Here is a 22,796-nt window from a genome sequence, read left to right as displayed (position 1 = left end):
GTCTTGAAATTATGAAATTTATAACAGAATTAGCTTCAGGCTTTATGGGTTTATTTGAAAGCGGCGGTAAAACATTAATTGGTTGGATGACTTCAATTATTCCGGTTGTTTTATTGCTGTTGGTACTAATGAATGCAATTATTGCATTTGTTGGCGATAAGAAAATGGTGAAACTAGCACAGGCTTCTTCCAAAAACCCATTTACGAGATATTTAGTTTTACCTTTTATATCAGCATTCATGTTGGGTAACCCGATGTCACATTCAATGGGACGTTTTTTACCGGAGTATTATAAACCAAGCTGGTATGCTTCAATTGCGCAATTTTGTCATACAAGTAATGGTGTTTTCCCGCATATTAATCCATCTGAATACTTCATTTGGCTAGGAATTGCACAGGGAGTTCAAAAACTAGGTTTGAATACGATGGATCTGGCAATTCGTTACTTGTTAGTGGGCTTAGTAATGAATTTTCTTGGTGGCTGGGTTACAGATTTTACAACTGCTTATGTTTGCAAGCAACAGGGAGTTACACTTTCTAAAAAAGTTGAGTTTAATAATTAACAGTATTGGAGGTTATAATAATGACAAAAGAATATCGGAGTATAAAAGTAGTTAAAGGTTCTGGCGGCTGGGGAGGCCCCTTAATAATTACCCCAACTACAAAAAAGCATAAGTTTATTTATGTAACTGGCGGCAATAAACCAGCTATTGTTGATAAGATTGCTAAGTTGACAGGAATGGAAGCAGTAGATGGTTTTAAAACTTCAATTCCTGATGAAGAAACTGCATTAGCAATTGTTGATTGTGGTGGAACTTTGCGGTGCGGCATCTATCCTAAAAAAGGAATTAAAACAATTAATATTCTGATGACTGGGAAAAGTGGACCTCTGGCACAATTCATGAATGAAGGTAATTATGTTTCTAATGTAGATGTTGACCAAATTACTCTATCCGATGAGTCGGCATCAAGCGAAGATAAATTTGAAGCTGATAATAACGATAGTAACGATGAATCAGTAAAATTTGATAATACTAAAACACTAACAGCTCAAACTAAAAATCCAGGAATTTTAACTAAGATTGGCTTAGGTGCAGGTAAAGTTGTTTCTACCTTTAACCAAGCTGGTAAAGATGCTGTTCAGACTGTAATTAATACAATTATTCCTTTTATGGCGTTTGTTGCCTTGCTAATTGGTATTATTAATGGTTCGGGGATTGGTAAAGTTTTCGCCAATGTCATGGAACCGTTGGCTGGAAATGCTTGGGGATTAATGATTTTAGGATTTATATGCTCTTTGCCATTTTTATCACCATTACTTGGTCCAGGAGCTGTTATTGGACAAGTTATAGGGACTCTGATTGGAGTCGAAATTGGGAAGGGAAATATTCCACCACAATATGCACTACCAGCACTCTTTGCTATTAATACTCAAAATGGTTGTGATTTTATTCCGGTTGGATTAGGGTTAGCTGAGGCCGATTCTAAAACGGTCGAAGTTGGTGTTCCTTCTGTTTTATATAGCCGTTTCATTAGTGGTGTACCGCGAGTCTTTGTAGCATGGCTTGCCAGCTTTGGATTGTATGCCAAATAAGACGTTAGATTTGTGAGGTGGATTTAGATGGCAACGAAGAAAGAAAAAGTAATTTTTTCAACACAGGTTCTTGAGATTGGAACTGAAGTAGATGATTTTAAGACAATTAATATGGCAATTCTTTTTGGAAATGAAGCTCCGAACGCATTACGTTCATCATGTTTTATTATTAATGTAGTGCCAATAACAGAGAAGATTAATCCTGAAATGAAAATAATGTTTGATAATCAAAAGTATATTATTACTGCAGTAGGTAGTGAAGTACAGCATAATCTTGGAAGATTAGGGCATACAACAATTAGTTTTACTTCAAAAGAAACAGCTAAGCTTCCGGGAACGATATATGTATCCGAAAATGATTATCCAGTAATCAAGGTAGGAACTAAAATACAAATCATTGATCAATGATAAACAGTTTTTTGCTCGTAAATAATAACAGAATTATTAAACAATTCAGCAAAATCTATTTAAAAATAGTTCCCATAAACAATGATTTAATGAAGTTGTGGAGTTCTCTCAAAAAGAGGGGACTTTTTATTTTCTCTTTTCCTTGCCGTTCCCATGCATCTTTGCTAACAAACCGCTTGCAAAGGCTGCGAATAAAGAACCAATCAGATTGAAAATTTCTTGCATAATAGTTTCATCTCTTTTTTGATTTGCAGTACTGAATTTAGTTTTAACTTTATATTCAAAGGATTCATTAAGCCAGTTGTATATCTCTTTTTTGGTTTAGAGTTGTGACATATAACGTAGCGCTTTACCCAAAATACGAATTGGATTTTCACGACTTGAAACAATTGGATGGTATTCTGGATTATCAGGTAGTAATAAAATTATGTCTTTAGAATGCTTAATTCTTTTTAAGGTTGCTTCGTTCTCATTGGTTAATAAAACAGCTGCAATTTCACCATCTTCAACATCAGGCTGCTGCCGAATCAATACATTAGCTCCATCAGGAATTGTTGGATTCATTGAACGCCCTTTGGCACGCAAATAAAAAAGTTTACCTGATGGCAAAGTTTCCTTGGGTTCTTCAATATAGCCATCAATATTTTCTTCAGCTGTAATTGGATCACCACAAGCAATTACTCCTAAGACGGGAATGTTGACCGTCCCGGTAATTGGCTGAAAATTACGAGGGATACCTAATAATTCTTCAGGTGTTACTTTAAGAGCTTTGGCAAACTGGTCTAAGCGGTTCAAAGGAAATGACCGTGTTTTATTAAAGTATTTTGAAACAGCAGATTTGGCCATCTTAGTTCTGCGAGCCAGTTCACTAATTGATAGGTTTTGTTCACGACTTAACCTGATAATTGTTTCAACCACCTCAGTATTGTTTTTCATCTTTACACTCCTCAGATTAAATATTTATTCTAAGTATATTATATCATTGTTCTCTAAAAGGAACAATGATATTCTTTTATTTCAATAGTTGACAATGAAGAACGGAGGGGTTAAGCTAATGCTGTTCTTTATTGAGAACGAAAACTGCAGCTATTTTTTAAGGTGGTGAGCTACATGGACAGAAGAATATGCTGGTATGCGTTATATCGTGGCGATGAATTTGTTGATGTTGGAACACTTAATGAATTGGCGATTCGTCATCATACTTCAATTAAGACACTGCGTTTCAAAGCAACTCCGACGTATGCTGCCAGAACAACTTATTCAGATACAATCAGGGTTTATAAACTGGTGGACTCTGCAGGAGGTGAAAATAATGATTGAGAGAATTTTTTTGGAATTATGTACGCTATGGGAAACAAACAGGCATCAACTTAATTTTTGGGTTTCTTTAATTGCTTTCGGTGGAATCATAATGTTGATGGTTGCTAAATGGATATGGCACGTAACGATTTCTGCGGCTGATATTTCGGTAATGATTAGTGCAATTGGTTCATTAATTATTTTAATCGGTAATATTTTGAATAATCAGATTTTAATTTCAACTGGAAGCAAGTTACAAAATCCTCAATTTAAACAAGCTTTGGAAGATGCTAACCGAACAATTGAATTGTTAACTAAAGAACTTACAGTTTTAAAGCAGCAACAAAAGGGAAAAATAGAGCAGACAAAAAGCAAATAGATTTTTGAAAAAAGCGAACATATGTTTGATTTAAAGAAAATTAGGGTTTAAGATAATGACAACCTAAAGGAAAGGAAGTTTTTTAGATGAATCAAATAGTATTAGAAAAGCCAGAGAATTTTTATGATGGCGAAGGTTCAAAGGTAAAAAGAACTGCACAGACAGTATCTTTTGAACAAGTTTTTGGTAGTTTGGGAATTCCAGTAATTGTAGGAGGTGAATATGTAAATCTTAGCGATACATGGTTTTTTGTTGATGCTCAGGGAAACAAGGTTAAAGGTTTAAATTTAATTGATGGCAACTTACAGTATTTTGATCAAACTTCGGGTGCACAAGTCAAAGGTGAGTACGTAAAAAGCGGAGGAACAACTTTTTATTTTGATAAGGATTCAGGAAATGCTATTCCATACACTCTGAAAGAAAATAGTAAAAAAACTGCTTATCAAGCAAATGGGCGACCAGCAGGTTCAGGTTTTTTCACTGACCAAGATAAGTTGACTTACTATTTTGACAAGCGTGGTTCATTTGTAACCGGAATCCAAAATATTGGTGGAAAAGTCTACTATTTCGATGAGGACGGTTATCTGGTTAAAGACCAAGTAGAAACAATTAAGGGTAAAGCCTATTATTCTGCAGCTGTGACCGGAAGGGTTGAACGGTTAGTCTTACAGCAGATACCAGCGAAAGTTGATTCAAACAAGGCTGTTAAAAGATTTGCGGTACACAATGGTGCAAAGACAAGAAATATCCAAAGTTTTGAGACGTTAAATGGTTATCTAACCGCTGATTCTTGGTATCATCCTAAGGAAATTCTAGCTGGTGGGAAAACGTGGAGAAAATCCAAATTTGAAGAATTCCGCCCACTTCTAATGGCATGGTGGCCAAATAAGGGTATTCAAGCAGATTATGTAAATTATATGATTGAACGTGGAGTTGTTGAAAGCAGTCATGTATTTTCCGCAACCGATAGTTGGTTAGGGCTTAATAGTGCTGTGCAGACTATTCAAATCGCTTTAGAAAAAGACCTAACCTTAACTAAATCTACTAAATGGTTACGTCAGTTAATGCATAGTTTTATCAAAACAGAGTCAATTTGGAATAAATCAACAGAAGATGTTAGCTCTGATGGACTGCAGTCTTTGCAAGGTGGCTTTTTGACATATCAGAATAGTGATAGAACACCCAAAGCAAACTCTGATTATCGGATTTTAGGTTATGTTCCTTCATATATTAAGGATCACGGTAATAAAGGTTCTGAGTTCTTATTGGCTAACGATATTGATAACTCAAACCCGATTGTTCAAGCGGAGGAATTGAACTGGCTTCATTATTTGCTGAATTTCGGTTCAATCACAGCAGAAGATTCATCTGCAAATTTCGATGGCATTCGTGTTGATGCAGTTGATAACGTTGATGCAGATTTATTGCAGATTGCTGCTGACTACTTTAAGGATGCCTACCATGTTAATGAAAATGAACAAATAGCGAACGCTCATTTATCAATCTTAGAGGATTGGGGTAGTGATGATCCACAGTATATCTATGACCAAGGTGCTAATCAATTGACGATGGATGATTATTTTGTCGGTCAAATGAATTCTTCTCTGGAAAATACACCGGGTTCGAATGATAAAATGGGCCGCTTTTTACAATGGTACTTGATTAACCGGGCGGAAGATAGCACTGACAACACAGCAATTCCTAACTATACATTTGTCAGAGCACATGATTCTAACTCGCAAGACCAAATTCAAAAGGCTGTTCAAGCAGCAACCAGTGGCGAATATGGCGACTTTACATGGGAGCAACTGGAGCAAGGGCTACAGCTATATTATGAAGATCAGGCAACAACTGATAAACAATATAATCGTTATAATATGCCGAGTGCTTATGCACTGTTGTTAACCAATAAGGATACCGTTCCGCGTATCTATTATGGGGACATGTATCTTGAAGGTGGACAATATATGGCTAATAAGACAATTTACTATGATACAATTACCAATTTATTGGCAAGTCGGATTAAATATGTTGCAGGCGGACAAACGATGGCAGTTGATAGCAATGATATCTTGACCAGTGTTCGTTTTGGAAAAGGGGCATTGACGGTCGATGATCAAGGGACAGCAGAAACTCGGACAGAAGGAATTGGAGTGGTTGTTAGTAACAATACCAGCTTGAGTTTAAACGATGATGAACAGGTGATACTGCACATGGGGACAGCACATTCTAACCAAGCCTACCGCGCAGCTGTTCTAACCACAAAAGATGGAGTCATTAACTATACTTCAGATGAAAGTGCACCAATTGCATATACTGATGATAATGGAGACTTGACTTTTACAAATCAAGACTTAGTAATTAATGGAAAAGTGGAGGCTAATACAAGTATTAAAGGCTATGCTAATCCGGAAGTTACAGGTTACCTAGCAGCTTGGGTGCCTGTTGGGGCAACCGTTGAACAAGACGCACGCACAGTAGCAGAAACAACAGCTTCAACTGATGGAAAGGTCTTTCATTCAAATGCAGCACTAGATTCAAATATTATTTTTGAAGGCTTCTCAAACTTTATTTCTTATCCAGATTCACATGATAGCAATACAAATGTAATTATCGCCAAAAACACTTCACTATTCAAAGCATTAGGTTTCACAAGCTTTGAATTGGCACCACAATATCGTTCAAGCGGTGATAAAACATTCTTGGATTCAAGAATTGATAATGGGTATGCTTTCACTGATCGCTATGATCTTGGCTTTGGAACTCCAACGAAATATGGTACGGTAGATGATTTGCGAAATGTTATTAAAGCATTACATGCAGTTGATATCCAGGCAATTGCTGATTGGGTCCCAGATCAGATTTATAACTTGCCTATTGAAGAATTGGTAACAGTCAATCGAACAGACGAAGAGGGAAATCAATTGGCAGACTCTGAAATTCATGAATTGCTGTATGTTGCCAATACCATTGGTGGCGGAAAATATCAAAAGAGATATGGTGGTAAATTCCTAGATGTATTGGAAATCGAACATCCAGACTTATTTAATAATATTCAAGCCTCAACAGGCAAAACGATTGATGCAAGTATAAAAATCGAGCGGTGGGCAGCAAAATATTTCAATGGAACAAATATTTTAGACCGTGGGATTGGATATGTGTTACGCAATGAAGACAATGAGTATTTCTTTGTGGATAAATCTAATTCAATTCAACAAAAATTATTGCCCGGGAAATTAGATATATCAGATGTAATTGAATAAAATAGTGGGTAAATAATAGAAGAACTAGATCAGATGTTAAACTTTGACCGAGTTCTTCTATTTTTAATGAACTCACATAATACTTAACATATTGTTCACTATATCTTTCAGAGAAGATATCTACTATAGTTGATGATTTTACCACAGCCGATTACATTTGCCATTTATTCGTGAGTCTTGTTGATTGTTTTTTGTCATAATTTTTCCCAAATACCAATTAAACCTGTGATACTTACATGAACAGTGTTAGTTGACATGAGAGCTGAAATAAATAGAGGAAAAATAAAAGCAATTACGAATATCTGTAATACAGGAGTAATGTTTTTCAATTTTAGTCTTTTCGTCCGGTCTTCTTAGCTAAATTTGATGATAATTCTGTAAACGACATATGCGATAAGCAATAATATCAATATGCCTACTATGGCAACGATAATTGAAGTGATCATCCTTTTCCCACCTTGTTGTTAAATATTATACAATCTTTTTATTTAGCGGTGTACCCACTAATAAAATGTATTTTTTATACATAATTCCACTTTTATATATATCTAAAAGAGTAGGGTATAATTTGAAAAAAGAGGAAAAAATACTAGAAATATATTTTTGGTTTTTCTTGACTTTTCCCATCGAGAAATAGCCCGTCTAGAAGTGCTTATTTTATTAGGAAGATCCAAACAAATTCCCCCGATTCTATGGTTTAACATAACTACTTCTAAGATTTCTAAATATTGTCGGTTCGACTTGAGTAAATTTATGCAAAAAAATAATATTTAACTTAGAAGTATATCTTATTAATTTAGTATCTACAAGGATATCGTGAATTTCACCCTGCAAAGTGTGAAAACGAGGGCAAAATTTATGATAGTAGGGTTCCATTTTGAATTTTAGAATTGGAAAGGATATTTTTGAATTTTCTTCAAATGTTTTTCTCTTTTGGTAAGGCTTGAATTAGTTACATTACCAAAATTTATCCAAGTTCCGCGTTTAATTCCGAGTTGTTTGAGTGTTTTAGAGATGAAAATTTTTTTGATAGCATTACCCATAAATAATCGAAAGTAAAATGTTGGGGAAGTAGATGTTGTTAGGACATATGCATGAGTTAAGTTGGTTAAACAGCCATGGATGCCGTATTTAGAAACAGTATGAGAGAGCCCTTCCCCCTCTTTCATAACTTTATCAATGAACCCTTTCAACATTCCGGGGATACTATTCCACCAAATTGGTGTAATGAAAATGATTCCTTGTGCATTTTTTAAAAGTTCAAGATATTTTGTAACTAAGGGGTCATGTGTTTCTCCGGTGTGGAATAAGCGAAGCTCCTCTAGATCATAAAAAGGTTGAAATTTATCACAGTAAAGGTCAATAATTTCTTAGGGAATTTTGTGTTGGGCTAAATTATTCTTAACAGCTTCTAGTACAGCGTGATTCAGGCTTTTTTGATATGGATGACAGTAGACAATTACAATATTATTCATAGTTTATTTCCCCCTAATTAACTCGGTTAAAGTGTGTTCGATTAAGGAAGTCTCTTTAGTGGTTACCTGATTTTTAATCAATATGGCATATCCTTGGATGAATGACCAGATTTGAATAAATAAAGTTCTGCTGGTTTCTTGTAGATTTTCCTTGTTGACAAGATCATTAATCAGCTTCATTGTTAGTGTTAATAATTTGAAAGAATGCTGATTGCTTGAATAGACGGAGTAGGAACCTAAAACTTCAGGGTTAAAGAATAAAAAATCAGCTAATTTTGGTTCAGTTATAAAAAAGTCGATTAATTCACTTCCTAATACACACAGTGCTTTTTGCGGATATGCTTCCTGATCCATAATCTTGGGATAGACCTGATTGTAAATTTGTTGTGAGATTCGTTGAGCTACCTCCAAAAATAAGGAATTTTTATTTTTAAAATGTTTGTAGAAAGAACCAGTAGTTAAATTCAAAGTTTTTACAACGCTTCTAATTGAGAAATTTTGGATATTTTCATTGCGTATTTTTTGAATAGTTACTTCAATTATTTTTTCTCTCGTATCATTTTTGTTCATTTAAACTAACTCCTCCTTTTTAAAGGATAACGCTGTTACCTTTTGAAAACAATAATAATAATTTTCGTTATTTTAAATGTCATCGATTTATATATTTGAAAATGGAGTAGGTCTTAAGTATGAGTAAGGTAAGGAGATAGAGAAAAGGGGGAAAAACTAAAATGTCAGAAATGAAAAAAATAGCGCTGATAACAGCGCGGTTTATTAACCGTAAACACTGTAAGGTAGTATTTAAGTCCACTAAAAAGCCTCTAACGATTCGTGGTCGTTGGAGGCTTTGGTGTATATATTGTTTACTTATTCTTTGTAAATTCTTTGTAGCATTAAACAAAAAGGAAGTGCAAAGAAGTAAAGTTCAGGTGAAATCGTTTTTTCTATTTTGAAATCTCTTTTTCATAGGTTTTATAACCCTCAATAAAATTGGCAACTTCTAGAGCTTTGTTTTTTGAAATTAGATTGACTAAGTTTATTAAATTTTCTGGAAAATGTTTAAACGTGTGATTTTTTTGATAGTCTTTTTTAGCTTGGTTATAACCTCTGGTGTAATCGTCACTTTCGTTTACATCATCATGATATGAATAGTCATTTGTATCTTTCCAGTTTTTATAAGCTTGCTCGGCTTCTTGATAATCACCATTGTCGTAATGATTTTTAATATAGTCATGTAGTTCTTTAATGTTTTTAATTATAATTATGCCCCCAATATTATTTTGTCATTATATCATAGAGTGGTATAGGTTGCGTAACTTTGAAAAAATGAATGTATTAAAAAACCATGCGAAGTCTTGTTTAAAAATTAAATAGATTTAATGTTTATTAAATAAAGAAAGCGCATGGATCAACTGTTCCAGACGCTTTCTTTGAGACTTGCAATAGGTCTATCACTTTTTTAGTTTTTCATTAAGGATTTTCAGTTCTTTTCGCCTACTGGAAATAACTTCACTAATCGCTTCTATTTGGAAGGACTTATGGCACAACCCCTTTGTATGGTTTATTTGTGTATTTATAGACCATGAAGTTACTTATCAGATGGTAGTAATTGTTTCTTTATTCAGTTACTAACTGTTGAACAGTGTCAGATACATGGATTTGTGTCTTAAATTTTTTGAGATCGTGATTATTGGTCTCTGTATTTCCCTTATTGTTTAGTAGGGCGTCTAACGCTGCTAAGTTGCTAGCATATGTCTGGTTAATGTAAGTGCGAGGAACGATGCGAGCAATTTTAACATAACTGCCCTTGTGATAAGCCATCACATAAGGATCTTTAACTCCGGGATTAAGGCCTGTAGTTAAGGTTAACTTGGTCCATTCATTTCCCATCGTATTATCGGTGAACCAAGCTGTCCAATAATCATTAGTCTTTTTATTGGATATTTCTTTTTCACTAGGTAGTTTAGTGTATCCGACTTTATATGATAAAAACGGATTGACTCGATCAATCGTCCCAATGCCTTTATAATATCCCAGACATAAAATCCCAATACCAACAATCACTAGTGCAATCAAGGCACCTAAACCAAACGTCCAACGGCGGTAACGACTTTTAAGCTTAACGTTATGATCTATCTGGGTAGCCAAAGATGGTTCTTTATCTTTTTTCATTTCAATCTCCTCGTTGAATAGAAGTTTTTCGAGCGAGATGTTAAACAATTGACTCAAAGCATGTAGGGTCTCTAAACTCGGCATGTTCTTTCCGGTTTCCCAAGTTGAGACAGTTTGGCGGGTCACATGTAATTTTTTAGCTAACTCTTCTTGGGTTAAATTAGATTGTTTGCGTAACATTTTGATATCGTCTTTAAAGTTCAAATCTCACTCCTCCTAAATCATAATCAAAGATCTAAGGTAATCCTAGCAAGAATTACTAGCATTAGTCACGCAAATGTTACTTGCACAACTGGAATAGTTCGGTTAATGTCGCTAATAAAGCAAGGAATAACTTTGTTTAGCATAAAAAATAAAGTCATTCTTCAGACCATAATAACGTTCTGAAGCGTGGCTGTAGGAATGGGTCAAGGTCTATTTGTTTCAAATAATGTTTAACAAGGGCGAGCAATGATTCTCTGCTTGCTCTTTTTGTATTTTATAGACATAATTATTTTGAAATCAGGAGGGGTATTTATGAAATTTGGTGATCGTCTTAAAAATGCAAGAACAGAAATGAATTTAACTCAAGAACAAGTTGCTAATGACTTCTTTATTACTAGACAAACAATTTCTAGTTGGGAAAACGAAAAAACCTATCCTGACATTGCTAGTTTAATTAAATTAAGTGACTACTACCACATTTCACTAGATACTTTATTAAAGGAGGACATTGGAATGCGCGAATATTTGGAGAAAAAAGAGGTAAAAAAGAAACTCAGACCTATTTATCGTGATATTACTTTTATTATGCTATTAATTTTTTTACTTTTAGTAAGCAGTGGACTAAAATTTATAAAATTAGGTTCTTTCGCTGCAGTTGTATTACTTATGGGATTGTTTCTTGGAACTATCCTAGTCCGATTAAAAGAATTTGATAAATCATATTCACTAGGAATTAAATATAAATGGCAAAAATACACTTCCGGAGAAAAAGGCATAAAGTATGGACTTATTCTACCAGGACTTATTATTATTTCAGGAACTATATTTTTTTTATTGAAACAAACCTCTATTGCAACATCACTAATAATTATTGGACTTACACTATTGTTCTTTACGCTAAAACGAAATAAATTCTAAACTTTCATGAAATATTAGTTCGTATTAAATTTCAAGGCCATAACTCAGTATTTGCCTCTGATAATGAATTTGCTTATCTGTTCTAAAAGTATAGACTAAATATTGAGGTTACAAACCTTAGTATTTCCCTTATTAAGAGAGAGTGAGGAATCTTCTTATGAAAAAAACGCATTACTTGATATGATAGAGAACACTACTTTAAATAGTTCTCAAGAACAAGCTCTTATTGACTCTGCAATTAAAGAGCTCTATATTAAGAAAAATAAATCCGCAGTTCTTTCAAATCTTAAACGTGAGTTCAGTAAATTAGCAATGCAACAAAAGCTTTCTGCTGAAGGTGTTCAATTCCTGTCAAAAATAAACAGACCAGATTTTAATATTGATATGGCCAAATCATCAACAACTTGGTTTTAACAATCAAATCAATAAAATGGAGACCATAATTCTCAAATAATGCCTAACAAGAGTAAGCAATGATTCTCTGCTTGCTCTTTTCGCATTTTATGGACATAATTATTTTGAAATCAGGAGGGGTATTTATGAAATTTGGTGACTACTACCACATTTCATTGGATACTTTATTAAAGGAGGATTCTGGAATGAAGGAATACTTGGAAAAGAAAAGCATAGAAAAATCTATTCGTCCGATATCTAGATATCTATTATATTGCTTATTATCGATCTACTTTATCTCACACTACTCATCCTCAAAATTATTAATGTAGTTCAGTTCAGCAATGATGTTGCCTTGTTTCTAAATATATTTGGAATTTTAAATGCTATCGCTTTGATTCAATTAAGCTCTTTTAAAATAAAACTGGATACCAAAAATAAAAAATTAATAGCAAATAGAAAGCTAAGTTTAGGTATATGTGGAATATTACTCATAGCAGGAATGCTATTTCTTTTATTAACCAAACAGACCTTGATTAGTGGTATTCTAGCAGGAATGGGATTCGCTATTCTTGTATTTTATTTATTTTCAAAAATAAATTCTAAACTTTCATAAAATATTAATTTGTATTAAATTCTAGGGCCTATAATTACCAAATAATATCTCTGTTTGCTCTTTTTATTTATCATAAATGTAATTAATTATTCTGTTACCTAGTGGCACTAATTATTAGGCGTGTTAAATGTCCATCTAGAAGTGTATACCATAAAACCACGATTGAGTTTTTAATTTAATATTCTAAAAAATAAAAATAATGACACACTAAAAAAAGCTGCGCCTATTATAAAGGCTATAATTCTTGTTGCGTTCTTTATATTTATTTTTCTGGCAATAGCCCCTATCCCTAATATTATTAAAAAAAGAAAATCATATTCAGATCCATTTGGATCATTTATAGTATCTCGTAATGTTTTATCATCTTTTGTTAGCGAGAAATAAATTAAAGCTATTCCAAAAATAAATGCAACCCCAATCCCCATTAATTCTAGAAATTCCATAATTAACCTCCTAACTAGCTTACACATAAAATATAGCTTTAAGTTTAACATATACGGCTAGAATTTTTTTCATTGAAAAACTTTACATCTTTGTTTCTTTGGTTACATGACCTCTTCAGCGACATTGTTAATAGGTTTTAATACATTTAAAGGTATTAATAATAGTAATTTTTAGCTTTTTAATTTTTAGCATTCCTTTATCAGAATTGGCATTCTTCTATAATAACTATAAGGTCATACCCCAAGTAGTATGACCTTGAGTTGTTTTTAAGTATAGCAAGGTAACTTTGCCTATTTTTCTATTGTAGATAAACGCAGTCTGACGCACAGTTCCATTTTCGGTAAAGAATTGTCCAACGTAAACTTATACGTCACTTACGCACAACAAGGTCGCTTTATTCACTTGAAAAATTGTATAATTACGCTGGGCAACTTTGAAATTATGGAGTAAAGTATCCTGCACCTTTTTGAGAATATTTGAATCTTTGATTGGTAAGACAACTTGTTGCATATTTCTAGCCCCTTTAAATTGATTTTTAGTACAAGTTAAAGTACGATATTAGGTACAAAGAGAGGGTGGTAATATGACATTAGCACTAACACAAAGTGATTTTCGCGCTAACCTAAAAAAATATTTAGATCAAGTTAATGACGAAGACGAGACCGTTTATATTGCACGCTCAAATAGTCGAGCAGTGGCCATCGTTTCGCAAGAAAAAATGGACTGGCTAGAAAGAGCATTAAAAGCGAAAGAAGGCTCATTAGAATATGCAATTGCACGTGATCAATTAATTAAACGACATGTTTTACCTGACGATGAAATTATTGAATCAAATGATGATTATTGGGGTCAGTTTAAAGCATGAAAAAACTAAGATTTAAACCACGTGCCACTTTTAATGCCGATCTAAAACGGTTAGCCAGTTTAGACAAAACTATTATCGATGAAGTTCGAGCAGCTATCGATCTTTTACTTGAGCAACAGCAGTTATCACCAGAATTTGAAGATCATGAGCTTAATCGGCGAATGAGCGGCTATAATGAATTTCATTTACGAGATACCCCGAGAAACAGAACACCAAACGAAACTAACGATGTCTTGGTTGTTTATACGATTGATAAAGATGAACTAGTCTTAATCGGAATTCGAGTTGGTTCGCATGATCGTTTATTTCCTGGGCAAAATCGGGCTAAAAGTTATCGAAAAAATAACAAATGAAAAAAGTTATTTGTAGCATATAAAGTAAAATAGCCCCTAACATTTTAATTATAGTGTTGAGGGCTATTTAACAACGATCAGCCTTAAAATTGGCTAGTTGCAATAATTATAAAAAAGCAACACGATAAATGTAATACGATGGTAAATGCAGAGGGGGCGAATTAAATAATACTATTATTAAAAACAAGACGATTTCAACTCGTGTAATATCCGACATTAGTGAACGGGCTAAAACTAATCTAGCGAAACTTTTACTAATAAAGACCAACAAAAAGATAATCTAACAAAATTGCCAAATTAGCAACGACGACAATTAATAATTACGGCAGAAAACAAAGAATTAAAGAAATATGTGCAAAAATTAGGCGACTCTCCTGAACCTTCTAAGCCATTTTAAAAACAACAAGTAATCCGAACAGAATGCAGGCAAAACACTAAAAAGATAAGGGGTTAATACTATGAAAATTGTTCTTTTAGATGGGTATGAATTAAATAAGGATTTAGATTGGGGTTTATTGCAAGAATTAGGTGATTGTACTTTATACGATCGTACGCCAGTTAATGATAAAAATGAGATTATAAGACGAATTAACTCTGCCGAAATTGTCATTACACATAAAACTCCACTAGATGATGAAGTGATTAGTCAAGCGCCACAACTAAAGTATATTGGCATTATGGGTACTGGTTATGATGTAGTTGATATTAAGAGTGCTCACAAGAATAAGGTTGTGGTGACTAACATTCCCACATATGCAAGTGACGCAGTAGCGCAATTTACTTTTTCATTACTATTAGAAGTAACTAGCCAAGTTGGGTTACATAACCGGCTTGTTCATGAAAATAAATGGGCACAGGTTCCTGATTTTACTTTTTGGGATAAGTCGTTATTGGAATTAAAAGGTAAAACTTTAGGATTAATCGGTTATGGACATATTGCGCAAAAAGTTGCTAAATTAGGACATGCCTTTTCTATGAAAGTTATTTTTTACAATCATCGTCCTAAAAACGTAACAGAAACATGGGCTAAACAAGTACCTTTAGATGAACTTTTAAAAAGAGCAGACGTGATTAGCTTGCATGTGATTCAAACACCTGAGACCATTAATTTAATTAATAAAGATAGTCTTGATAAAATGAAAAAGGGAGTCATTTTACTGAATACAGCAAGAGGTAAGTTAGTTAATGAAACAGATCTTACAAATGCTTTAAATAAAGACAAAATTTATGCTTATGCCACTGATGTTGTGCAAAAAGAACCTATTGCTAAGAGTAATCCCTTGCTAAAAGCCAAAAATTGTTATATTACTCCACATATTGCTTGGGCACCACATGAAACGAGAGAACGATTGCTGGATATAACGATTGATAATATAAAAGCATATTTGTCAGATGAGCCACAAAATATTGTCTTATGAAAGAAATAAAAAATGGACAAACTAACGATATACGCTAATTCGTCCAAAAAATTGAAGGGTACCTTAATTGCTCACCTTTCATATTTAAAATTGGTAAAAAATAATATTTAAAACAGTAAAATTTCTAGATTCAGATGTTATTGATTACCATAATAAGTTTTATTAGTATAATAATTCTTCTTTCTATATATACTGTCTTTTATATTTGTTTTTTTGTGGGTTTTATCTTTGGAGCCTTATTTTCAGGATGAATAGTCCCATCAATTAACGCTGTTGGTATTTTTGATCATTAAGTTTTATACCTCTTTGCTTGTTACTTTTTTTCTACACTAATGGAACTTTGACAGCTATTCTTATTTTTTTATTTGGTTTACATCTAGCATTCAAAATATTTCATCAGAAACATTAATTCAGGTTAGAACTAAAGATGAATTTCTAGGGAGAGTTATGACAACTTTTAAAACCATTTCCTCAATTGGAGAGCCAATCGGTACCTTATTGGTTGGCTTCATTTTTATTGGTGTTAAAACAATTGATCTATTTTCAATTACTTAATAATTTAGCCAGGGATTCCAGTAGCTTTAGCATTTCCTCACTTTACCAAGCACATTGTTCTTTAATAAATTACATATTTTGTCCTTCTAATTATTAATTCAAATTAAGTATAAACCTAGTGAGTTTTTAAACTTAATGAAGCATTATTCTTCCTTAAAATAAAACAATTCTTCAAATTGTTTATCCAAAGCAATACATAAAAGCAGTGCCAGCTTTGCTGATGGGACAAATTCCCCAGTTTCGATGTTACTAATTGTTTGGCGTGATACCCCAACTAATTTTGCCAGTTGTGATTGATTCAGGCTCTTTTCTGCTCGTGCAACCTTTAAACGGTTCTTTAAAATTATGTTTTTCAAGATAATCTACTTCCCAATTATAATGAGCCATGCAGTGTAAACAACTGCTACAACTAATAGAATTGACGTTAGAATAGATATTATAGAACGTTTCTTGATAACTTGTGATATTTCAATACCTAAACCACCAAGTAAAACCAAAAAAAACACAGTATTCAGAGATTCGTGATGAAGTAACTGGATAATTAGGATGAAGAGTAATCCCAGTGAACAAAAGCCAAATATAATACTTTGATCCTTCAGAATGGTATTCCGTTTTCCTTCATCATCATTTGCTAGTTGAGCTGCTCTCAATATTTTATCCTTGTTCATTAATAAACACCTTCCATATTCCTATTTTTTGTAAAACAAACTATTCATTTTGACAAGTATACCTGACTTTTTTGCTTTATGTCAATAGTTATTCTTGTGCCAATAACATATTTGAGCTGTTTAATTTATAAGTACTGAAATGTAATATTGAATTAACATTTGCAATAGTGCACTCATTGCTGTAAAATATGTTTTACAATATGACTATTGTTTTTTACATTTTAAAAAAGGGGATATTTATCTAATGATTAGTATTTTAAGTGGCTGGTTAATAGAAACAACAATAGGAATTTTAGTAATAGGAATACTGTCCTTCTTTGTAGGTAAAAAACCGATCAGCCAGAAAAAGGTTGAAGAATTGGAGTTTTTAATTAGAACTAAAGCAATTACATTTTCATGGATTGGATTAATGATGACACTTGCGTTTTCTGCTTTTGGTAATCTTTTTGATCCTGAGTTGTCTAATTATTCTAGATGGGATCCAATCTTTTATATTGGGTTAAGTCTAATCCTTTATATGATTAGCTATTTCATCAATAAAAGGAAGTATTCATAATTTTGAAGAACAATATATACGAGCAACGAGTACTAAAAAGATGGTCTCAACAAAAGTTAGCAGAAGCCTGTAATGTTTCTAGACAGACAATAAATGCTATTGAGAAGCAAAAATATTCACCTTCCTTAGAACTCGCTTTCAAATTAGCCAAGGTATTTGATACAAAGGTTGACGAATTATTCTATGAATCAGATTAATTATACAAAAGGCTGAGTCAAAAGTTAAATTTTGATTCAGCCCTCTGTTTATCATGAATAAACGTGTTTCATAAGTCAAAATACTCCGCCTAACTTTGTCATAACATGCCGAATCAAACCTAACTAAGGTCTCTTTACACTTTAATCTAGTACAGATATGAGTTGCTTAATTTCAAGGTCTATTTGTAAGCTATCCTCCGCAGAATCAATTTGTTATATATTTATTTGACTAATCAGTCAAATAAATATATAATTCGTTTTATGGGAAGAAAAAAAAGTTTTGACACAAGCGATGTTCTTTCTCAAATTGGGCAATTGTTTATAGAAAAAGGGTATAATGGCACGTCACTAGATGACATTGTTGAACGTACAGGACTTCTTCGAGGTAGTTTGTATGCAACATTTGGAAGTAAGCAGGGTATGTTTATTTCTGCTCTCAAATTAAGCTTAGAAGGGAGTAACAATCAATTAAAATGGGGGCTTCTTATAGTGGCGATGCTAGAGGTGACATCTAGAAATACAAAAGTATACGATCTTGTCCAAACTTGGTATACAGAACATCAAAACGAACAGATAGCAGAAAAAATAGGCTTAGAGTTATTAAAACATAGTGGATTAATAAAGTGAGGTAGCTAAAATGTTAAATATAGTAAAAATAGAAAATCATAAATTATTAGTGGCTCCACAAGGTATTAACAAAATAGCGGCATTAAAAAATAAAATAGAAATTCCAATGCAACATGTGCTTGGGGCTTCTATTGATACGGGAATTCTAAATGATAGCAAGGGACTAAGGGCACCAGGCACATCTCTTCCAGGTTATTGGGCTGGTAGTTTTAAAAAAGATGATGAAGAAAGCTTTTTTAATATTAAAAGAGAGAATAAACCAGTAGTAATTCAGTTAAAAAATGAAAAGTATACTCGTTTAGTTTTAGGAGTTGATGACCCTGAAGATATTGTCGATTTAATTAACAATAATATTAATTAAATACTATACCTAAAGAAAGATCTGTATCTTCATTTGGCACAAACTGCAATTTCAGATACCAGCGCCCATTTAGTCCCAATAGTTACATGGGAATGTGTGTAATGGCGCTCGGATAATTGAAAAACACTAACATAGTAGACAAGTCTGGCTTTACTGATATAAATTTATTAAGTTTAAGAGTAGTGAGGATATTCATACACGCAAAAAAAGATATTTTAAAGGGGGGCATTCTCTAATATAATTTTCGAATTACGTAGGTAAAGTAATAAGGAAACTAGATGGGGGGAGTAATTATGGCAGTTAAAACAAAAGAAGTTAAAGTTAATGGTTGGGCAATTATCACTAATGAGGATAGTAATGTTCTTGTTAGCGATACTGGTATTGTAGGTGTTACCAGTCCAACTGATATTACCGACGTTATCGTAATTATTTTGAAAGACAACGAAGTGGAATTAGGTCGCATGTTTTACGGTGCAAAAGTAAAGGTTTCAACAAACAAAGAAGTAACAATTTTATTTGATGAAGAATAGCAAAGGTAGTTAAATAGGAGACTTAACAGGTATAGGTAATTATTCGTTATGAAATTAGTATTGTCTGTAAAGATGTTACCTTTGGGAGTGGAATTTGACTCCATCTCTCTATTTATTTCTTATAAACATGTCCATAAGCCAAAATTTGAGTACTAACTTTGTACTACCTTAATAACTCAGCATATAATTTGCAAATAAGCCTTTATCTCTTCTTGGGCTTAAATACTTTCTAAGTTTTAACCCTCTGTATCAGTTACAGCAACATTAATTTTACAATCTTCAACTAAATATGTTCCAATATTTTTGAGAAAATCTTGCAGATGCTCTGTTTTATTATGAGCCTCAACTGCAGCTTGATTAGCCCAATTTTCAACAATCATGAACTGATTTTTTTGATATACGTCCTCAAAATGGGAATAAAAAACATTTCCCTCATCCTGAAGAGATTTATTAACTAGATTTTCTACATATGTAAGATATTCTTCGCGTTTTGCAGGGATAACTTTTAAAAGAACATTAATAATAATCATAATAGTTCCGCCTTTCTTCGATACAGATATATTCTAGTATTTTTCAAAGGGTACTGCAAATATCCTATAATAAGTTAAGCACGTTTATTCGTACTAAATTGAGGGACCAGACCAAAATTTAACTTTTGACCCAGTCCCAGCTTGAAGAATGTTATCTGTTAATTAGGATATTAAATACTAATCTAATGTTTAATATCTCTTTTTTTGTGCTTAAAATGACATGTATAGAGAAAGTAAAATTATTATCCTTTTAGAAAATAGAAGAAGGTACAGAAGTTTTTATGGTAACCTATAAATTTCCTTCACGGACATGTTCGCGAACCTGTTCAAAGATCGTAATAATATGCTGATCGGATAGTTCATAGTTGATTTTTTGACCATTACGAATCCCTTTCACTAGTCCAGTTTGACGCAAAAGCTTTAGTTGATGGGAGATGGCTGACTGTGTTATTCCAATTTCATCAGCAATTTCATTAACTGTCAAATTATTGTTGGATAGCAATGAAAGAATTTTATAGCGTGTTTGATCGCCGAATGCTTTGAATAGCTGTACGCTACGTTCTAGTTCAATGGTACTTGGTAAGTTATGTTCAGCTGATTTTGTCATTTAGTTCACCTTTAGGTAAGAATAAGTTTTATAGAAATCCCGATTTGAAATTATATCAGCTCATTATACCCCAAAATGAATAATATTAAAAAGGACAAACATAGATAATTAAATGGTTTCAGTCAACTTTTTTTGCTAACTTATCAATCAATGCGAAGAACTTTTCATTATCTACATCATATACAAGGTTTGCTTTGCGCCCATTTTCTGTTAAGAAAGTCCGTCCATCACTAGGAGTCTTGGTGCTGACATCACAGTGAACTTCTTTGGTTTTAACAAGACTTGAATCGTAGAAGTAACAAGTCGTTAAAACATCCCACAAATAATAGGTAGAATAAGTTTCAAAGAGGCCTAGTTCAGGAACAAAGGCATAGCTGTTGCCAATAAAATCAAGGCCAGGATAGCGACGTTGCGCTGCCCAGTGTAAACGAACAGCTTGGGTTAATGGGACATTATTTGTACTTTCAAGACTAACTAAATCAATTTGGATATCTGAGTCAAAAACAGTCTTAACAGCCGCAGGGTCCCAAAAAGCATTCCATTCTTGTGTGTTGTCAGAGTCAGGTTCTTCAACGTTTCCTTTTTCTAAGAATGTACCGCCCATCCAAACAAGGCGCTTAATTTTTTCGGTAATACTTGAATCAAGTTCTAACGCACGAGCTAGGTCTGTTAATGGACCAGTAAAGACCAAAGTGACTTTATCTGGGGTATCTTGTAGTTTGTGAAGTAAGTCTAAATGGGCCGCTTCATCGGCTTCAGGAGTTATTATCTTGCCACTTTCATTGAGAATAGGCAATGCATTCTCGGAATATGTTGAAATACGCCATTCTTTTGGGAAAGGATGAACACCGCGAGAGTTTGAAGTTGCCACGGCTAGGTTAGCACCCTGTCCAAAACGGTCTATGATTTTACGACTTGCCTGAACAGATGGTCCTACATAGCTATCTGCATCAACAGCTCCGACACCAATTAAATCAATGTTGTCCATTTGCAAAAGCAAGAATAAAGAAATTAGGTCATCGACGCCACCATCATGATTAAAATATACCTTTTCTGACATATGTTATTTAGACCTCCATAAAATATTTTAATTCAATGCAAAATGAATTATACAGAAAATGGTACCGTTCGTCAAAATAGATAATTATTCATAAGCTGACATCTTCTGTTAGAAAATGCTTTGTAAAAAGCGAACGATTATAAAAAAATTGTAAAAAATATATTGATTCTACATAACCAATTGTGTATACTTTAGATTATTAAGAAAATTATATTTTTGGGGGCTGTATTTTAGTGAAAAAAAGAGTCTTAGCAGTATTAGCAGCGACAATGATGGCAGGGGCAATTCTTGTGGGTTGTGGAAATAGTTCATCATCTAGCAAGGGAACAAAACATTCAGCAGCTTTGGTAACTGATGGCGGTGGGATTGATGATAAGTCATTTAATCAGTCGGCATGGGAAGGCTTAGAGAGCTGGGGAAAGAGTCACAATCTCCAAAAGGGTATTAATGGTTACAATTATGCTCAATCTACTGACGATTCAGACTTTTTGCCAAATATTAACAAATTAGTTAAGGCAAAATACGCAACAATCTTTGGAATTGGCTACAAGCTTGATAATGCTATTACAAAGGCTTCAAAAGCAAATCCCGATGTTAACTTTGCAATTATTGATTCAGTTGTAAGCAATCGTAAGAATGTAGCTTCTGTAACGTTCAAGACAGAACAATCTTCATTCCTTGCGGGAGTTGCTGCAGCTAAAACAACAAAGACGAATAAAGTTGGTTTTATTGGTGGAATTCAAAGTGATGTTATTACAACATTCCAAAAGGGATTTGAGCAAGGTGTCAAAGCTGTAAATCCTAATATTAAAGTTGACGTTAAGTATGCTGGTTCATTTACAAAAGCTGATGTCGGTCAATCGTTAGCAACGGCAATGTATAACAATAATGAAGATGTTGTTTACCAAGCAGCTGGTGGGACTGGTGCTGGTGTCTTCACTGCTGCGAAGAATGTAGCAAAAAATGGTAAAAAAGTATGGGTTATCGGTGTTGATCAAGATCAAAAAGCCGATGGTAAATACAAAGGTGGTAACGTTACTTTAGCTTCTGCCATTAAAAAGGTTGGAACAGCCGTCAAGGACCTTTCGAATGATGCAATGAAGAACAAATTCCCTGGTGGGAAAACTGTGACTTATGATCTTAAGAGCAATGGTGTTGGACTTGTAAATGATAACATGTCTGCAAGTGCATGGAAGGCAGTTCAATCATATCAAGAGAAGATTGAAAATGGGACAATTGAGGTTAGCGCTAAATAATAGATTAAAGAATGGTTGCAATTGATAAATGCATTTTGGTACTATTAA

General features: G+C 33.5%; 27 protein-coding genes and 3 pseudogenes. 19 read left to right on the top strand and 11 right to left on the bottom strand.

Translation table 11 applies throughout. The annotated features are described in order from the left end of the window. The first annotated feature begins 11 nt into the window (after positions 1–11). From FFX44_RS05780 to FFX44_RS05770, 3 genes are read left to right on the top strand one after another with little or no spacing between them, the layout of a single operon-like run. On the top strand, positions 12–563 hold the full coding sequence (locus tag FFX44_RS05780; protein ID WP_289978792.1) for a PTS glucitol/sorbitol transporter subunit IIC: 552 nt from the start codon (positions 12–14) through the stop codon (positions 561–563). Between the two features lie 17 nt (positions 564–580). Further along, the gene (locus FFX44_RS05775; protein WP_289979060.1) at positions 581–1,594 is read left to right on the top strand and encodes a PTS glucitol/sorbitol transporter subunit IIB; all 1,014 of its coding nucleotides are present in this window, start codon (positions 581–583) and stop codon (positions 1,592–1,594) included. Between the two features lie 27 nt (positions 1,595–1,621). Then, on the top strand, positions 1,622–2,002 hold the full coding sequence (locus tag FFX44_RS05770) for a PTS glucitol/sorbitol transporter subunit IIA (protein ID WP_289978790.1): 381 nt from the start codon (positions 1,622–1,624) through the stop codon (positions 2,000–2,002). A gap of 321 nt (positions 2,003–2,323) precedes the next feature. Here the strand turns inward: FFX44_RS05770 and FFX44_RS05765 are convergent, their stop codons facing one another. After that, positions 2,324–2,938 carry an XRE family transcriptional regulator gene (locus tag FFX44_RS05765; protein WP_289978788.1) on the bottom strand — a complete coding sequence of 205 codons (615 nt, stop codon included), beginning with the start codon at positions 2,936–2,938 and terminating at the stop codon, positions 2,324–2,326. Positions 2,939–3,112: 174 nt separating this feature from the next. Between FFX44_RS05765 and FFX44_RS05760 the strand changes: the two genes are divergently transcribed. The 3 genes from FFX44_RS05760 to FFX44_RS05750 all read left to right on the top strand — a co-directional run bounded on the left by FFX44_RS05760 (position 3,113) and on the right by FFX44_RS05750 (position 6,943). Next, entirely contained in the window at positions 3,113–3,322 is a 210-nt protein-coding gene (locus tag FFX44_RS05760) for a hypothetical protein (protein WP_289978786.1), read from the top strand. Next, entirely contained in the window at positions 3,315–3,680 is a 366-nt protein-coding gene (locus tag FFX44_RS05755) for a hypothetical protein (RefSeq protein WP_289978784.1), read from the top strand. The genes FFX44_RS05760 and FFX44_RS05755 overlap by 8 nt, the downstream gene beginning before the upstream one ends. Positions 3,681–3,766: 86 nt before the next feature. Further along, complete coding sequence (locus tag FFX44_RS05750; RefSeq protein ID WP_289978783.1) at positions 3,767–6,943, top strand: glycoside hydrolase family 70 protein; 3,177 nt, start codon at positions 3,767–3,769, stop codon at positions 6,941–6,943. Between the two features lie 884 nt (positions 6,944–7,827). On the opposite strand, the pseudogene FFX44_RS05745 reads toward FFX44_RS05750, so the two are convergent. The 3 genes and pseudogenes from FFX44_RS05745 to FFX44_RS05735 form a co-directional block, all read right to left on the bottom strand. Then, a pseudogene (locus tag FFX44_RS05745) lies at positions 7,828–8,418 on the bottom strand (NAD(P)H-dependent oxidoreductase). Between the two features lie 3 nt (positions 8,419–8,421). Next, the gene (locus FFX44_RS05740) at positions 8,422–8,988 is read right to left on the bottom strand and encodes a TetR/AcrR family transcriptional regulator (protein WP_289978782.1); all 567 of its coding nucleotides are present in this window, start codon (positions 8,986–8,988) and stop codon (positions 8,422–8,424) included. 1,047 nt (positions 8,989–10,035) lie between these two features. Next, the gene (locus FFX44_RS05735; protein ID WP_289978780.1) at positions 10,036–10,794 is read right to left on the bottom strand and encodes a helix-turn-helix transcriptional regulator; all 759 of its coding nucleotides are present in this window, start codon (positions 10,792–10,794) and stop codon (positions 10,036–10,038) included. Positions 10,795–11,106: 312 nt separating this feature from the next. Here FFX44_RS05735 and FFX44_RS05730 point away from each other — a divergent pair, with 312 nt between their 5' ends. From FFX44_RS05730 to FFX44_RS05720, 3 genes are all read left to right on the top strand, one after another. Continuing rightward, complete coding sequence (locus tag FFX44_RS05730; protein WP_289978778.1) at positions 11,107–11,712, top strand: helix-turn-helix transcriptional regulator; 606 nt, start codon at positions 11,107–11,109, stop codon at positions 11,710–11,712. A 180-nt stretch (positions 11,713–11,892) separates the two neighbouring features. Next, complete coding sequence (locus FFX44_RS05725) at positions 11,893–12,126, top strand: hypothetical protein (RefSeq protein WP_289978777.1); 234 nt, start codon at positions 11,893–11,895, stop codon at positions 12,124–12,126. Between the two features lie 253 nt (positions 12,127–12,379). Continuing rightward, entirely contained in the window at positions 12,380–12,721 is a 342-nt protein-coding gene (locus FFX44_RS05720) for a hypothetical protein (protein ID WP_289978775.1), read from the top strand. A 170-nt stretch (positions 12,722–12,891) separates the two neighbouring features. Here FFX44_RS05720 and FFX44_RS05715 read toward each other — a convergent pair whose 3' ends face one another. Together FFX44_RS05715 and FFX44_RS05710 are read right to left on the bottom strand one after the other, a co-directional pair. Next, entirely contained in the window at positions 12,892–13,164 is a 273-nt protein-coding gene (locus tag FFX44_RS05715) for a hypothetical protein (RefSeq protein WP_289978774.1), read from the bottom strand. Positions 13,165–13,429: 265 nt separating this feature from the next. Then, positions 13,430–13,675 (bottom strand): annotated as a pseudogene (locus tag FFX44_RS05710) (site-specific integrase); the annotation flags it as partial. Positions 13,676–13,748: 73 nt separating this feature from the next. Here FFX44_RS05710 and FFX44_RS05705 point away from each other — a divergent pair. From FFX44_RS05705 to FFX44_RS05695, 4 genes and pseudogenes are all read left to right on the top strand, one after another. Then, the gene (locus FFX44_RS05705; protein WP_289978771.1) at positions 13,749–14,030 is read left to right on the top strand and encodes a type II toxin-antitoxin system prevent-host-death family antitoxin; all 282 of its coding nucleotides are present in this window, start codon (positions 13,749–13,751) and stop codon (positions 14,028–14,030) included. After that, positions 14,027–14,383 carry a type II toxin-antitoxin system YafQ family toxin gene (locus FFX44_RS05700; RefSeq protein WP_289978770.1) on the top strand — a complete coding sequence of 119 codons (357 nt, stop codon included), beginning with the start codon at positions 14,027–14,029 and terminating at the stop codon, positions 14,381–14,383. The genes FFX44_RS05705 and FFX44_RS05700 overlap by 4 nt, the downstream gene beginning before the upstream one ends. Before the next feature lie 173 nt (positions 14,384–14,556). Then, positions 14,557–14,631, top strand: a pseudogene (locus FFX44_RS12645) (RelB); the annotation flags it as partial. Between the two features lie 210 nt (positions 14,632–14,841). Beyond that, positions 14,842–15,801 carry a D-2-hydroxyacid dehydrogenase gene (locus FFX44_RS05695; RefSeq protein WP_289978769.1) on the top strand — a complete coding sequence of 320 codons (960 nt, stop codon included), beginning with the start codon at positions 14,842–14,844 and terminating at the stop codon, positions 15,799–15,801. A gap of 698 nt (positions 15,802–16,499) precedes the next feature. Here FFX44_RS05695 and FFX44_RS05690 read toward each other — a convergent pair. Further along, entirely contained in the window at positions 16,500–16,715 is a 216-nt protein-coding gene (locus tag FFX44_RS05690) for a helix-turn-helix transcriptional regulator (RefSeq protein WP_181387831.1), read from the bottom strand. A 3-nt stretch (positions 16,716–16,718) separates the two neighbouring features. Further along, entirely contained in the window at positions 16,719–17,024 is a 306-nt protein-coding gene (locus FFX44_RS05685; RefSeq protein WP_289978768.1) for a DUF6442 family protein, read from the bottom strand. A 244-nt stretch (positions 17,025–17,268) separates the two neighbouring features. Between FFX44_RS05685 and FFX44_RS05680 the strand changes: the two genes are divergently transcribed. From FFX44_RS05680 to FFX44_RS05660, 5 genes are all read left to right on the top strand, one after another. Then, on the top strand, positions 17,269–17,580 hold the full coding sequence (locus FFX44_RS05680) for a hypothetical protein (protein WP_289978767.1): 312 nt from the start codon (positions 17,269–17,271) through the stop codon (positions 17,578–17,580). A gap of 2 nt (positions 17,581–17,582) precedes the next feature. Further along, positions 17,583–17,777, top strand: a complete 195-nt coding sequence (locus FFX44_RS05675; RefSeq protein ID WP_289978765.1) for a helix-turn-helix transcriptional regulator — start codon at positions 17,583–17,585, stop codon at positions 17,775–17,777. A 210-nt stretch (positions 17,778–17,987) separates the two neighbouring features. Beyond that, positions 17,988–18,404 carry a helix-turn-helix domain-containing protein gene (locus FFX44_RS05670; protein WP_223389690.1) on the top strand — a complete coding sequence of 139 codons (417 nt, stop codon included), beginning with the start codon at positions 17,988–17,990 and terminating at the stop codon, positions 18,402–18,404. Positions 18,405–18,414: 10 nt separating this feature from the next. Further along, positions 18,415–18,765: a PH domain-containing protein gene (locus FFX44_RS05665; protein ID WP_289978762.1), complete on the top strand. Its 351-nt coding sequence runs from the start codon at positions 18,415–18,417 to the stop codon at positions 18,763–18,765. A 293-nt stretch (positions 18,766–19,058) separates the two neighbouring features. Next, the gene (locus FFX44_RS05660) at positions 19,059–19,295 is read left to right on the top strand and encodes a hypothetical protein (RefSeq protein WP_289978761.1); all 237 of its coding nucleotides are present in this window, start codon (positions 19,059–19,061) and stop codon (positions 19,293–19,295) included. A gap of 236 nt (positions 19,296–19,531) precedes the next feature. Here FFX44_RS05660 and FFX44_RS05655 read toward each other — a convergent pair whose 3' ends face one another. The 3 genes from FFX44_RS05655 to FFX44_RS05645 all read right to left on the bottom strand — a co-directional run bounded on the left by FFX44_RS05655 (position 19,532) and on the right by FFX44_RS05645 (position 21,492). Then, positions 19,532–19,825, bottom strand: coding sequence for a putative quinol monooxygenase (locus tag FFX44_RS05655; protein ID WP_289978760.1), 294 nt, complete (start codon positions 19,823–19,825; stop codon positions 19,532–19,534). 289 nt (positions 19,826–20,114) lie between these two features. Beyond that, positions 20,115–20,432 carry a metalloregulator ArsR/SmtB family transcription factor gene (locus tag FFX44_RS05650; protein WP_289978759.1) on the bottom strand — a complete coding sequence of 106 codons (318 nt, stop codon included), beginning with the start codon at positions 20,430–20,432 and terminating at the stop codon, positions 20,115–20,117. A 118-nt stretch (positions 20,433–20,550) separates the two neighbouring features. Then, positions 20,551–21,492, bottom strand: a complete 942-nt coding sequence (locus FFX44_RS05645; RefSeq protein ID WP_289978758.1) for a nucleoside hydrolase — start codon at positions 21,490–21,492, stop codon at positions 20,551–20,553. Positions 21,493–21,725: 233 nt separating this feature from the next. Between FFX44_RS05645 and FFX44_RS05640 the strand changes: the two genes are divergently transcribed. Then, positions 21,726–22,748 (top strand): BMP family protein, encoded by a 1,023-nt coding sequence (locus FFX44_RS05640; protein ID WP_289978757.1) that lies wholly within the window; start codon positions 21,726–21,728, stop codon positions 22,746–22,748. Positions 22,749–22,796 lie beyond the last annotated feature (48 nt).

It is taken from the genome of Lactobacillus sp. UCMA15818 (assembly GCF_030400225.1).
Taxonomy (GTDB): domain Bacteria; phylum Bacillota; class Bacilli; order Lactobacillales; family Lactobacillaceae; genus Liquorilactobacillus.
Note: the sequence above shows the minus strand (reverse complement) of the source record. Positions and strands in the feature narration are given on the sequence as shown.